The sequence below is a fragment of the Planococcus sp. TJ-201 genome, assembly GCF_058268495.1.
Map to the genome: position 1 here is coordinate 353,269 of NZ_JBZDOG010000003.1, position 13,073 is coordinate 366,341.

11 protein-coding genes are annotated in these 13,073 nt (G+C 45.8%); 8 read left to right on the forward strand and 3 right to left on the reverse strand.

All coding sequences use genetic code 11. From position 1 onward, the window contains the following. Positions 1 to 64 precede the first annotated feature (64 nt). The 6 genes from AC4EG4_RS10100 to AC4EG4_RS10125 all read left to right on the forward strand — a co-directional run bounded on the left by AC4EG4_RS10100 (position 65) and on the right by AC4EG4_RS10125 (position 7,907). Entirely contained in the window at positions 65 to 1,231 is a 1,167-nt protein-coding gene (locus AC4EG4_RS10100) for a TraB/GumN family protein (protein ID WP_490987731.1), read from the forward strand. Positions 1,232 to 1,346: 115 nt separating this feature from the next. Beyond that, on the forward strand, positions 1,347 to 1,595 hold the full coding sequence (locus AC4EG4_RS10105; RefSeq protein ID WP_490977077.1) for a hypothetical protein: 249 nt from the start codon (positions 1,347 to 1,349) through the stop codon (positions 1,593 to 1,595). Positions 1,596 to 1,693: 98 nt separating this feature from the next. Further along, positions 1,694 to 4,741, forward strand: coding sequence for an efflux RND transporter permease subunit (locus AC4EG4_RS10110; RefSeq protein ID WP_490987732.1), 3,048 nt, complete (start codon positions 1,694 to 1,696; stop codon positions 4,739 to 4,741). Between the two features lie 106 nt (positions 4,742 to 4,847). After that, positions 4,848 to 6,266, forward strand: coding sequence for a DHA2 family efflux MFS transporter permease subunit (locus tag AC4EG4_RS10115; protein WP_490987733.1), 1,419 nt, complete (start codon positions 4,848 to 4,850; stop codon positions 6,264 to 6,266). 163 nt (positions 6,267 to 6,429) lie between these two features. Continuing rightward, on the forward strand, positions 6,430 to 7,641 hold the full coding sequence (locus tag AC4EG4_RS10120; RefSeq protein WP_490977080.1) for a NupC/NupG family nucleoside CNT transporter: 1,212 nt from the start codon (positions 6,430 to 6,432) through the stop codon (positions 7,639 to 7,641). Positions 7,642 to 7,685: 44 nt separating this feature from the next. Then, positions 7,686 to 7,907 (forward strand): hypothetical protein, encoded by a 222-nt coding sequence (locus tag AC4EG4_RS10125; protein ID WP_490987734.1) that lies wholly within the window; start codon positions 7,686 to 7,688, stop codon positions 7,905 to 7,907. 48 nt (positions 7,908 to 7,955) lie between these two features. On the opposite strand, the gene AC4EG4_RS10130 is transcribed toward AC4EG4_RS10125, so the two are convergent. Then, positions 7,956 to 8,867: a nuclease-related domain-containing protein gene (locus AC4EG4_RS10130; RefSeq protein ID WP_490987735.1), complete on the reverse strand. Its 912-nt coding sequence runs from the start codon at positions 8,865 to 8,867 to the stop codon at positions 7,956 to 7,958. Positions 8,868 to 9,203: 336 nt separating this feature from the next. On the opposite strand from AC4EG4_RS10130, the gene AC4EG4_RS10135 reads away from it, so the two are divergent. Both AC4EG4_RS10135 and AC4EG4_RS10140 read left to right on the forward strand, forming a co-directional pair. Further along, entirely contained in the window at positions 9,204 to 10,502 is a 1,299-nt protein-coding gene (locus tag AC4EG4_RS10135; protein ID WP_490987736.1) for an NCS2 family permease, read from the forward strand. Positions 10,503 to 10,597: 95 nt separating this feature from the next. Then, the gene (locus AC4EG4_RS10140; protein WP_038705039.1) at positions 10,598 to 10,783 is read left to right on the forward strand and encodes a hypothetical protein; all 186 of its coding nucleotides are present in this window, start codon (positions 10,598 to 10,600) and stop codon (positions 10,781 to 10,783) included. Positions 10,784 to 10,827: 44 nt separating this feature from the next. Here the strand turns inward: AC4EG4_RS10140 and AC4EG4_RS10145 are convergent, their stop codons facing one another. Continuing rightward, a complete protein-coding gene (locus AC4EG4_RS10145; RefSeq protein ID WP_490987737.1) occupies positions 10,828 to 11,715 on the reverse strand; it encodes a MerR family transcriptional regulator in 888 nt (295 codons plus the stop codon). Between the two features lie 143 nt (positions 11,716 to 11,858). Then, positions 11,859 to 13,058 (reverse strand): MFS transporter, encoded by a 1,200-nt coding sequence (locus AC4EG4_RS10150; RefSeq protein ID WP_490987738.1) that lies wholly within the window; start codon positions 13,056 to 13,058, stop codon positions 11,859 to 11,861. Positions 13,059 to 13,073 lie beyond the last annotated feature (15 nt).

Here is a 13,073-nt window from a genome sequence, read left to right on the forward strand (position 1 = left end):
TAAAGAATAGACAGTCTTTTCATATGGTATGAAAAGAAATCCAGTTCTATAAAGGAAGTACAACATGATCGATGACAATATTACACGCATAACGTATGGTGAAAAAGAATTGATTTTGATTGGTACAGCCCACGTTTCAAAAGTCAGTGCAGAACAAGTCAAAGTGGTCATTGAAGCCGAACAGCCAGATTCCGTGTGCATCGAATTGGATGCGCAGCGCTATGAGTCGGTGACGCAAGGCAGCAAGTGGAAGGAAACGGATATTTTCAAAGTAATCAAAGACAAAAAATCCAGTCTTCTGTTGATGAACTTGGCCATTTCTTCGTTCCAAAATCGTCTGGCCGACCAATTTGGCATCAAGCCCGGACAGGAAATGATCCAAGGAATTGCTTCAGCTAAAGAAAGCGGTGCCGAACTCGTGTTGGCCGACCGCAACATCCAAGTGACATTTTCACGCATTTGGGGAAATATAGGCTTTATGGGCAAAGCCCAGCTGCTGACTTCGGTATTCTTCAGCATCTTCAGTAAAGAAACGATTTCAGAAGAAGACTTGGAAAAAATGAAATCACAGGATACCTTAAATGCGGTCATGAACGATTTCACTCAGTCTTTCCCAAAACTGAAAACACCGCTTATTGACGAACGTGATCAATACTTGGCCCAAAAAATCAAAGAAGCACCAGGCAAGAAAATTGTCGCAGTTTTGGGTGCTGCGCATATCCCTGGAATCATTAAAGAAGTTCACAACGAACACGACTTGGAAGAGTTATCAAAAGTACCGCCTAAATCAAAATGGCCAAAAATCATTGGTTGGGCGATTCCGTTGGCATTGGTCGCTATGATTGCTGTGACTTTCATGAACAACCCGGCAGCTGGCATCGATCAGACCATCAGCTGGATTTTGTGGACAGCTTGTCTCGGTGCAATCGGTGCAGCAGTAGCATTTGGCCATCCCTTGGCCATCTTGACCGCCTTTGTCGGCGGGCCGATTGGTGCTTTGCATCCGCTATTGGCAGCTGGCTGGTTCTCTGGGCTTGCGCAAGCATATATCCGCCGGCCAAATGTCGGAGACTTTCAGACCCTATCAAAAGATGTTTTTACCCTCAAAGGATTTTGGGATAACAAAGTCACGCGCGTACTGCTGGTTGTTGTCTTGACCAATTTGGGGACCGCAGCCGGTAACCTCATCGGCGGCATTGATGTGATCCGTTTGTTTTTCCAGAATCTATAAGTAAACGAAAACCGGATGGCGAACGCGGCTGTCCGGTTTTTCGTTTGTTGACGATGTTTTATTCTGAAAAAAGGGTATAGATTAGTGAAGATTCATAACAACGAGGAGGCGTGTTGTGGTGGGCTTATTTCTAATGGGGATATTGCTCTGGTTTCTGGTCATTGCTGCAGCCTTTCTGGCGTTTATTGGTCTCTGGAAACGTTCATGGAAAGCACTTGCTTGGAGCGGAGTTGCGCTGCTTTTGCCAACGCTGCTGATCTCCATGGACGGACAAGGAATTTGGTTCAGTTTAGCTGTCCTCTTGCCGCTGCTGTTATTTGCTGCCGCTTTCTTGATGAAAAAACAACAGGTTCGGAATGTGTAAAACCGGGTGAATTTTACCCGGTTTTTCTGTACGTCTTGCTAGTATTTTAAGGAAAATAGTTATACAATAATTATACAAAAATTAAAGGGGATAGGCCGATGAACTATCTATTGGATCGCAGCAAATTATTTATATTTCTGATTTTGATATTCTCGATTATTGGAGCCTACACATTTCTAACCTTGCCCCAGCGCGAAATTCCTGAGACGCCATCAAGTTTGGTTTTAGTATCGACCATTCTTCCGGGTGCGGGACCGGAAGAAGTGGAGACATCGATCACCAATCCATTGGAACGTGAAATCCAGAGAGTCGATGGCATCGCGTCAATGCAGTCGGTTTCCGCCAATTCAGCATCCATCATTACATTGGAAATTGAGGATGGTGAAAATCCAGATGAGTTGATTAACAGCATTCAACAGCAGGCAAGTACTGCGGCTTCGGGATTTCCTGATACTGCACAGGCACCTTCAGTTGAAACCTTGGATCTGACCTTCCCATTAGTATCGTATATGTTTTATGGGGACGAAGAAGAACTGGCAAATATGGAAAATGCCTTGTCTAATTTATCGGAAGATGTGGAAGCGGTTTCTGGGGTTGCTGGAACGACTGTCAAAGGCTTGAATACGCAGCAAGTCTTGGTTGAGTTGAACAGTGAAGAACTGGCTGCCAATAACCTTCAGCCATTCGAAGTGTTGGAATCGCTCCAGCAGGCCAATCAGCCCTTGTCGCTCGGAACTCATAATAACGGCAACGAACAAGTCAGCTTGACCGTTCAGCAAAACGAAGGCATCGCAAAGCTGGAGCAGCTGCAAGTGGGAGGCGCTGCTATTCAGCTGGCAGATGTGGCAACGATTGAAACAGTGGACCAGGAAACGACAGACATTGTCACGTTTGAAGGGGAGCGCGCGATTTCCTATACGGTCTTCTTGCAGACAGAGCAAGATGTTCCCTCGGTAGATGACAATGTTTCTGAAGTGATTGAGACATTTACCGAAACTTTGCCTGCCGGCGTGCAAGCAGAAAAATACGAGTCGCAGGCTGATAACGTCAATACCATTTTCAACAGTTTGTATGTGTCCTTGGCCATTGCAGTGTTGGCTGTCCTCATCGTCACCACGGCCGGCTTGACTTTATATGGTTCTTTTGCGGTTGCGTTGACGGTGCTGGCTTCGGTGCTGATTGGAATGATTCCGATTCCGTTCTTGGGCGTCGACTTGAATCAGATTTCGGTTATAGGGCTGATCATTGCCATCGGGATTTTGGTTGATGACAGCATTGTGGTCAACGACAATATTCAGCGGCGCTACAAATTAGGAGATTCGCCGCGCAATGGAGCCGTTAATGGTGTCCGTGAAGTGTATCCATCAATTATTTCTTCAAGTTTGGCAATCGTCGTGACATTTTCGCCTTTGCTGCTGTTGTCAGGAGGAAACGGAGCCTTTATCAAAGCTTTGCCAAGTATTTTGATTACTACGATCTTGGCTTCTACAGTGCTGTCGATTACGCTGGTACCGATGATGCAGTATTTAAAAACAAAACGAAAAGCGAAGAAAATTTCAGACACACCCGGATTTTTAGGAAAGCCACTTGAAAAGCTTGCCTTGTTTTATTCCAATAAAGTGCTGCGTGGTGTATTGAAACGACCGGTTATTGTGGGAGTTGGCGGTTTGTTGATATCGACCGGTTTGTTATCGCTGGCTCTCTTCACGCCGTTTGAGTTTTTCCCGGCAGCGGATCGGGAGGAAGTGACGATGGATGTCCGTCTCGCAGAAGGCACAACCATCGAAGAAACCGATGCATTTCTTGCTGATTTGACCGAACAGGTGGCATCGGAAGACGAGGATGTGGCTGAAATAGCCATCTTTACCGGTGAAGGTTTGCCAAACTTGTTCTCTGCTTCAATGGACAACACAGGAGGCAATACGGGACAGGTGGCATTCCGCATTGATCGCGAAAATACCACAGCTGCCGACTTTATCAGCAAATGGCAGCCAGAGTTGCGCGAGCGTTTCCCTGAAGCGGAAATCTTCCTGGAGACAATTGTCCAGGGGCCGCCTGTTGGTGCTCCTGTAACCGTAGCAATCAAAGGTGAGGACATCAACCAACTGGAATCGTTGCGTGACCGGTTGAAAGAACAGATGCTTGAAAACGGAGCCGCTATTGTCGCTGACAACTTGGGAGATCCAGTACCCGCTATTGAATACGTGCCGAATCAGGATGCGCTGCAGGAAAACACAATAGCGCTCAGCACGGTGACCAATCAGCTTCAGCTGTTGACCCAGGGCGTGCCCTTGTACACGATTTATGAGGGGCAAATGCCATACGATGTGTCTTTGAAACAATCAGGGATTGTCGATGGTGAACCAATCGACTTGTCTCAGTTCAATGTACCGTCACTTTCTGAACAAGGACCGCCTCAATTGGTTCCAATGAATGAATTGCTGACGGAAGAAGAAACAACACGGTTGGCCCAAATTCCACATCAAGAAGGAAACCGTTCCATTACACTGCGTGCATTTGGTGAAGTGGATGATTTTGAAAATAAGATGCTGGACCTAGTGGATGCTGAACGTGCGTCGTTGCCAGAAGGCTATGAATTATCGACAGGCGGCGAAAACTCGGATCAGGAAGCATTTTTTGCCGAGATTGGCGTGCTCTTCCTAGTCGTTTTGCTGCTGGTTTATCTGGTTATTGCTTTCCAATTTAAATCGTTCAGCCTGCCATTTTTGGTACTGATCGCTGTGTATCTAGGGATTTCGGGTGCAATTCTTGGCTTATTCCTTACACAGACGCCATTAAGCTTCCTGGGTGTCATGGGGATCGTTTCCCTGACAGGGATTGTTGTACGAAATGCAGTCGTTCTCATCGACTTTGTGGAAACACGCCGTTTATCAGGAGACTTTGATATCAATGAAGCGATCGTGGAATCAGGCTACGCCCGCATCAAGCCGATCCTTCTGACATCGATTACATCAATCATTGCCCTGGTACCAGTTGCTTTGTCAGGCGATCCGCTATTTGAACCGCTGGCTGTGACAATTATTGCCGGATTGACGTTCTCCAGTTTGTTCACATTGGTGATGATTCCGGCGTTGTACCTGGTGTTTTACCGGGTGAATCGCCGTAGAAACAGAGTTGCAGAATAATCAGGAACTGCGCAGCTTATTGGCTGCGCAGTTTTTATTTGAATGGATGAGTATTCGAAAAGCGAGCGGGTAAGCAATAAAGTAAAGATGATTGGAGGAGAGGGGTATGGAGGAAATCCAACAGAAGAATGCAAAAGAGGATATTGCGAAAGGCCCTTTCCTGGCAGTTTTAATGGCTGGTGTTTTTATCGCCATTCTCAATCAAACTTTATTGGCAACGGCTTTGCCGCATATTATGGATGACCTGAGTATTACCGCTAACACGGCACAATGGCTGACAACCGTCTTTATGTTGGTCAATGGGGTGATGATTCCGATTACTGCCTTTTTAATCGGCAAGTTTACAACGCGAAACCTATTTTTTGTGGCGATGGGTTTATTTGCGACGGGCACGATTATTTGCGCCTTTGCTCCTGGATTCTCAGTACTTATGGTTGGGCGAATTGTGCAAGCTGCAGGGGCGGGCATCATGATGCCGTTGACACAGACAGTACTGTTCATCATTTTTCCCGTGGAAAAACGTGGACAGGCGATGGGCTTGTTCGGTTTGGTCATTTCCTTTGCTCCCGCAATCGGGCCTACGTTATCAGGCTGGATTGTAGGGCAATACCCATGGCGTGCCTTGTTTTATATCGTTATCCCAATTGCGTTGCTGGATCTTATTCTGGCTTACTTTTTCTTAAAAAATGTCACAAAGCAAACTTTCCCCACGCTGGATATTTTATCGATTGTTTTTTCTACACTAGGGTTTGGAGGAATTCTTTACGGTTTTTCGAGTGCAGGTTCACTCGGGTGGGACAGTCCGGCTGTGGCAATTTCTATAGTGGTTGGTGTTGGTTCACTGGTATTCTTTATCCGCCGCCAGTTCCGATTGGATGAACCAATCTTGGAATTTCGAGTTTTTTCTTATGGAATCTTTACCTTGTCTACAGTGCTCAGTGTCATCGTTTTTATTTCCATGATCGGCAGCGCTACGATTCTGCCGATTTATATGCAGAACATGCACGGCTTTACGGCCCTTGAATCCGGCTTGATGCTGCTTCCAGGAGCTATCATAATGGGCTTGATGAATCCGATTACCGGCCGTATTTTCGACAAAGTTGGTGCCAAATGGCTGGCCATTTTTGGCTTGTCGATTGTCACAGTCTCGACTTTCCAGTTTACGGTGTTGACTGCGACCACTTCTTTTCTTTACTTGACCGTTATGCACGCCATCCGCATGTTCGGTGTGGCCATGGTGATGATGCCGGTGACGACGGCAGGACTCAATCAATTGCCGGAACGGCTGATTCCGCATGGCACTGCAATGAGCAATACGATGAGGCAAGTATCAGGATCAATCGGCACCGCGCTTTTGGTGACCATTATGACCAGCACCGCGCTTGATCCGGAACAATACGGAGTTCAAGGATTGATTCGCGGCGTCAATATCTCGTTTATGGTTGTGGGGGTTTTAAGTGTAGTTGGAGTAGTTTTGGCTTTTTTCCTTAGGAAAGCCGATCCGGAAAACGAAAAGGAAAGATAAAGCCCGGTATAACGGGTTGTAGGACTTATGTATGCGTTATCATTTTGTCACACGATAGCCATTTACTTCTATCAACAGATTTGGTAAGATGTCTGACGACAGTAGATTTAAACAATTTATTTGCTTAATTTTCTGATAAAAAATATACCAATGAGGTGAAGTTGTGAATTTATTGTGGGGCATCTTTGGCGTATTCGTTGTTCTTGGAATCGCCTTCCTATTATCAAGCGGCAAGAAGTCTATTAAGCCACGGACAATTCTCGGCGGACTAGCCATCCAAATTACGTTTGCATTTATGGTATTGGAATGGGACTTCGGCAGACAGCTTTTGCTGGGGCTTTCAAATCTAGTCCAGAACGTCATTGATTACGCAGGTGAAGGGATCGCTTTTGTATTTGGCCCAGCGGCTGATACGCAGAATTTCGGTTTCGTCTTTGCTTTCCAAGTATTGACGATCATCATTTTCTTCTCTTCATTGATTTCAGTTCTTTATTACCTAGGTATTATGCAAATCATCATCAAACTTCTGGGAGGCGCATTATCGAAGCTTCTGGGAACGAGCAAAGCAGAATCGATTTCAGCAGCGGCGAACATTTTCGTCGGCCAGACGGAAGCGCCGCTTGTTGTGCGTCCGTTTATCGCGGGAATGACCAAATCTGAATTGTTTGCCGTAATGACAGGGGGGCTCGCTTCAGTTGCTGGTTCTACCTTGGCGGGTTACGCACTTCTCGGCGTACCGCTTGAATATTTGCTGGCTGCAAGCTTCATGGCTGCACCAGCTGGTTTGATCATGGCGAAAATGATGATGCCGGAAACAGAAGTGGTTGAAGAAAAAGAATTCGTGATGGAAAAAGACCAAACATCAGTTAACGTTGTGGATGCGGCGGCACGCGGTGCATCTGACGGCCTGCAACTGGCGTTGAATGTTGGTGCGATGCTTCTTGCATTTATCGCATTGATTGCCTTATTGAACGGTGTGCTTGGTGGAATTAGTGGATTCTTTGGCTTTGAAGGATTGACCATCCAAAGCATATTGGGTGTCATCTTTGCACCGCTTGCTTGGGCGATTGGTGTTCCTTGGGCCGAAGCGGTGCAAGCCGGCAGTTTCATCGGACAAAAACTAGTACTTAACGAATTTGTTGCGTACACAGCCTTTGCTCCAGAAATTGAAAACTTATCACCTAAAACAGTTATCGTGATCAGCTTTGCCCTTTGTGGATTTGCCAACTTAAGCTCATTGGCTATTCTGCTTGGCGGTCTTGGTGCTATGGCGCCTAGCCGTCGTCCGGATATCGCCCGCCTCGGCATTCGCGCCGTTGCGGCAGGGATGCTCGCTTCACTATTGAGTGCAGCTATTGCCGGAATGTTCGTCTAAACTTTATATTATTGAGAGATCTGCAGTTGCTGCAGGTCTCTTTTTTGATTTTAGTGCTTTTCGCTTGCGAAAAGCGGGCCATATTGGGGTTTCGGCTAGAGAGTGAAGCCGGCAAAGTGGTCATGGAGCAAGATGGACGCGGCTTATGCACGCTTGATTTGAAATACGCACGTTTAGAGCTGGTTATGCACGTTCAGAAATTTTTATGCACGGTTAAGAGAGACTTATGCACGTTCAATGAAAAATATGCACGCTCACTTCAGTAAATCCCATGAACGCAAAAAACCTCACACCTTAGTGGAGGTTTTGCCGATTTATTCCCACAAATGATAAGAGCAAGTTTTTAAGTCGCCAACTTTCTTCAGGTTCAGCTGGCTTAGCAACCTTGTGGCAACTGCCCTGGATTCCAAACCGCAAAACTCACGGAATTTTCGATTGGAGATCTCCGGCTCTATAAATGTGAAGTATTCCCGAATAGCCAACAGATGCGCGGAAGCGTCGCGAATACTGCATTTTTTGCAGAGCCAGCTCCGCTTGTCGCGCTGCATCGAAAGCGCCTTGCAATTTTGGCAATAAACACCGGGCTGCAAATCTTTCGGATCAATGAAATAGTACACGCACAAAGGGGGTTGTTTATAAGGGGTTTGATTGGCCATAATCATTTTTTTGATTTTAGCCAATTTGATGTTTTCAGCTTCTAGGGGGGAAGCTTGCAGAATCCGTAAGAGGTATTCGACCATTTGGTAGGTTTTACAGATGGAAGCACGATGCGGTTTGGATGCGAATTCGCAATCTTTGGCAGTAAAGACGATCAGGCCGGATACTGGGAGATTGATTTTTTTCGTTTTAAAGAAGTGTGTCAAAAAACGGATGTGCTTGTTCAACTGGACTCTAGGGTCTTCCATGACAGTCTTTTCTCCAGCTGAATTAATACGGAAAAATTCGCTCGTCTTATCATCGAAGTGGAGTTGCCCATTGATGTTTTTGGACTCGATGATGATGGCGCATCGTTCCGTGAGCAAGAGACCATCCATTTGAACGGGCCAGGTGCCGATTTTCAAACTGACGTCCCACAGGATCTGGAATTCTTCCTCCGAATAAAATTCATCGAATTTCTTCTGCAGCCGGCTTTCACCTCTTTTTCCGGCAGCGGTCCAGTGCAGCTCCCGTTCAAGAAAGGTTCGCTGCGGGTGCTGTTCGCCGAGTCGCACCAGAAGCAATTCCAATGCTTCCGCCCGGGGTAATGGGTCTAGTTTTCTTTCGATATAAATCCCTCCTTTTTTAAATTAATAGAATTATAGCACTCCGCCTTTCTGCATGGCTATTTTATTTTAGGGACTCATGAAAAATCTGATTACCGGCTTTTTGCAAGCGAAAAGCGATCAGTTTCGTCATTTTCAGTCGTTCAACAATTTTTACAGTCGTTCGCGGCCAGCACAACTGCTTATCAAGCATATCCCCTTGACAGCGCCTTCTTTTTGGATTACACTCCTATCTTGGCTTACCTATTTCGATAGGCAGAGCGGGTAGGGAGAGGGCTAATTTAATAGAAGGTTATGACTATGTTTAATTGGATGGATCAATTTTTTGGTCTTCAGGAGAACGGCACAACGGTCAAACGCGAAATCACAGCGGGCTTGGTCGGCTTTTTTACGGTGGTTTATATTATCGCCGTCAATTCCCTGATCTTGTCGGAAGCGGGCATGCCGATTGAAGCAGCGATTGTTGCAACCATTGCGGCGTCGGTGTTCGGCTGCTTGCTTATGGGATTTTGGGGCAATGTTCCGATCTTGCTGGTTCCTGGTATGGGAATCAACGCTTTGTTTTCCTACACGATGGTCCAGTCCATGGGCTTGTCTTGGCAGGAAGCACTGGCAGTTGTTTTTGTTTCCGGAGTGATTTTTGTAGCGGTGGCATTTACACGCTTTGCAAAAATATTGAGCGCAGCGGTACCGCATTCATTGAAGGAAGCAATTACAGTTGGCTTGGGCTTGTTCCTCATGCTGATCGGCCTTGAAAAAGGTGGGATCGTCGAGCGCGGGACGAGTTCGATCCTGGCACTCGGTTCGCTTGCAGAAGCGCAAGTGCTGGCGACGGTGCTGACGTTTCTGATTGCGATTGTGCTGTTTATCCGTAACGTGCCGGGGAATTTCCTTATTACGATTGTGGTGGGAACAGCCATCGCTTCGTTTTTCGGATTGATTGATTTCAGCAGTATGAACGAGTCGTCGATCAATGCGGCGGAAGCCTTTGCAGTGTTCGGGGCATTGTCCTTTGGCAGTATTTTGTCCATGACGTTTTGGGTGGCCGTCTTTTCGCTGACGATGGTGTTGGTGTTTGAAAACATCGGGCTTGTCCACGGACAAGTGGCATTTATCGAACGTCCCGAAAAGTTCGGCCGTGCTTTCCAAGCGACTTCTGTGTCTGCGATGACTTCTGGCGTTTTTGGAACCAGCCCAACAGTGGCAACGGTCGAAAGTGCAGCGGGCATGACAGCAGGCGGACGGACCGGATTGACGACCATTACGGCGGGACTTTTGTTTCTGGTCGCATCATTCTTCATTCCGGTAATCAAACTGATTCCGGACAGCGCAATTGCGCCGATCTTGATTATTATCGGAGGTTTGATGCTGCAAAATATCAAAAACCTGGATATGAAGGATATGACGGAAAGCTTTCCCGCTTTGCTAATTGTGGCGCTCATCCCGTTTACGTATAGCATTGCGGACGGCATCGCCATCGGGTTCATTTTGTATCCGATTTTGAAGGTCGCAACCGGCAGATCGCGTGAAGTTTCGCCAATTTTGTATGTAATCTCAGGCTTGTTCCTGGCGAATTTCGTATTTCATTATTTAAGCTAAAGGCGATAAACAGAAACGCATTTGCTGAGGCAAGTGCGTTTTTTTCTATGGCGGTGTACAATAAAGGCAAGAAGATCCAAAAGGAGCGGATAAAGATGAAATACACCAAATCCAAAATGGAACAGTTGGTCAGCGATCACCCGGACTTGAAAAAACGGTTGAAAGTGCTAATGAAAGAAATGGAGCTTGAAAAAGGCTTCGCGCTAAAAGCGCTTTACCATTCAGAAGTGACGGACAATGGACCTTACCAGAAAGATTATCAGGACTTGGATTGGGAATAAAAACACAAAAACTCTCTCAATATAAATTGAGAGAGTTTTTTATGTTAAAAATTTTGTTTGTCGAGCCATTCCTGCCAGTAGTTGACGTCGCTTCCCAAGTACCAGCGGTTGCCTTCAACTTGTTCGTAATCGACTCCGAGGCCTCCGAGAATAAAATGCATTTCTGGATTGGCTTTCGATAGCGCATCAATATACTCATTTGCAACTGGCAGCATTTTGCGCGTCGTGATGGACATGCACATTAACTTGAAATTTTGCTTGCTGACCATTTCTTCTAGGCCTTCAAGAGGCGTGTCTGGTCCAATATAAACGACGGAAAAGCCATTCTCCCGCAGGAATAAGGTGAACAGCAGCAAGCCGAGCTGATGCTGTTCACCACTTGGGCTAAGGGCTATAACTTTTGGCAGCTTTGGAGAAGTTGGAAAGATGCGGAAAAACTGGTTAAAACGCTGATGAACAATGTGTGTAATCATGTGTTCATGTGCAACGCTGATAACGCCGTTTTCCCACGCTTCTCCAATACGGACCATTAACGGTGCGATAATTTGGAAAAAGACTGTTTGGTGGTGGAATAAAGAAAAATGAAGGTCCAACAAATAGTTGAAGCGCTCAGTGTCCATTTCGGCGGCAGCCTGGAAAAGTTGATTTATTTGTTCATCATATTCTAACGCTTTTTTGGGCGGCTGTTCTGTATTTGGTATAATGAATTGTTTGCGTGAAGTGTGAAGCTTTTTTACAGCTTCGCTAATTTTCATGCCATTGTCCTGAACTTGTATTTTTAGCCATTTCAAATCTTCCAGATTTTGATCCGAATACAAGCGGTGTCCAGATTCCGTTCGGGCAGGAGTGATTGCACTATAGCGTGTTTCCCATGAACGAATTGTCACTTTCGGCATATCTAAGATTTTGGCAGCTGCCTTAATATTATACATAGCATTACCTTCATTCTATAGATTTATGGTATTTGTTGTACAAATATTATACAACGTAGAATCAAACGCGTAAAGCTGGAGACAATATTCTCCAAAAAGGACAAGAAAAACGGGCTCTCCTGAGAGAACCCGCCATTAATTACTTATATAGCTGTGGAAGCTTTTGCAGCACGTGAACGCTGCCAAGCAACTGTAATAAACATGGTTACCATCAACATAATGAGGCCCAAAATAAATGGATACACAATATTGATATCGTAGAGAACACCTGCAAGCAAGGGACCAATCACATTTCCGATGCTCATATAGGCGTTGTTCATGCCCATGGCAAAGCCGACTTCACCGTCAGCCATTTTCGAAATCAAAGTATTGAGTACCGGGCGCAAAATAGAAGTGGCCAAGAAAATGACCAAGGATACGGCAAAGAACATCGCATAGCTTCCGGCAAACAAAGACATCAAGAAGCCGAATGCTGCAACACCCAAGAAAGCAATTAGAATAGTCACTTCTCCGTAGCGGCGAACAATCCGGTCAACGATAAACAATTGGACAATCACACTGACGACTCCTGTTGCGGTAATCATAAAGGCAATGTCTTTTGCCGTTGAGTCAAACTGATTGTCTAAATACAGGCCTACTACAGATTCATACGCCAGCAAACCAAAACTCATGACGAGCGTAATAATCAATGGAATGAAATATGGCATCTTAGTAGAACGGCCAATTTTGACAAGCATCGATTCTTCATCCGTTAATTTGGCAGCCAATTCAGGATTAGCTTCTGTTGCATCGTGTTCTTTCAACCAGATGATTGAAAAGAGAACGGCACCTAAAGAAACAAGTGCTGACACGAGGAAGGGCAACTTTAATCCATAATCAGCTAAAAATCCACCGATTCCGGGTCCGACAACGATTCCGAGAGACATAGCGGCTGACACCAGGCTGGTACCTTTTGCACGTTGGTCAAACGTTGTGATATCTGCAATGTAGGCGAAAATCGCAGGAATCAACATAGCAGCTCCAACTCCGCCAATGACGCGCGATAAATACAAGATCCAAATTGAGTCAGAAGCATAGAAAACGAACATGGAAATGGTCAACCCAAGCAATCCGTAAATAATCATTTTTCGGCGGCCGTGTTGATCGGCCCATTTGCCGGCAATTGGCGAGAAAATGAATTGGGCAGCAGCGAAAATGGCAATCATTAAGCCTGCCGCCATACCGCCTTGATTGATGGATTCCAGATAAGAAGGCAGAATCGGAATAACAATTCCGAAGCTGGCGATGGCGATGAACATATTGATCATCAGAATGGAAATTTTCTTTTTTTGGTCAGCAGACATAAGGTAAATCCTCTT

Excerpts from the sequence above, each read along its gene's own strand:
- AC4EG4_RS10150 (WP_490987738.1), bottom strand. The coding sequence starts at position 13,058 with ATGTCTGCTGACCAAAAAAAGAAAATTTCCATTCTGATGATCAATATG.
- AC4EG4_RS10135 (WP_490987736.1), top strand. The coding sequence starts at position 9,204 with ATGTTTAATTGGATGGATCAATTTTTTGGTCTTCAGGAGAACGGCACA.
- AC4EG4_RS10110 (WP_490987732.1), top strand. The coding sequence starts at position 1,694 with ATGAACTATCTATTGGATCGCAGCAAATTATTTATATTTCTGATTTTG.
- AC4EG4_RS10115 (WP_490987733.1), top strand. The coding sequence starts at position 4,848 with ATGGAGGAAATCCAACAGAAGAATGCAAAAGAGGATATTGCGAAAGGC.
- AC4EG4_RS10100 (WP_490987731.1), top strand. The coding sequence starts at position 65 with ATGATCGATGACAATATTACACGCATAACGTATGGTGAAAAAGAATTG.
- AC4EG4_RS10140 (WP_038705039.1), top strand. The coding sequence starts at position 10,598 with ATGAAATACACCAAATCCAAAATGGAACAGTTGGTCAGCGATCACCCG.
- AC4EG4_RS10145 (WP_490987737.1), bottom strand. The coding sequence starts at position 11,715 with ATGTATAATATTAAGGCAGCTGCCAAAATCTTAGATATGCCGAAAGTG.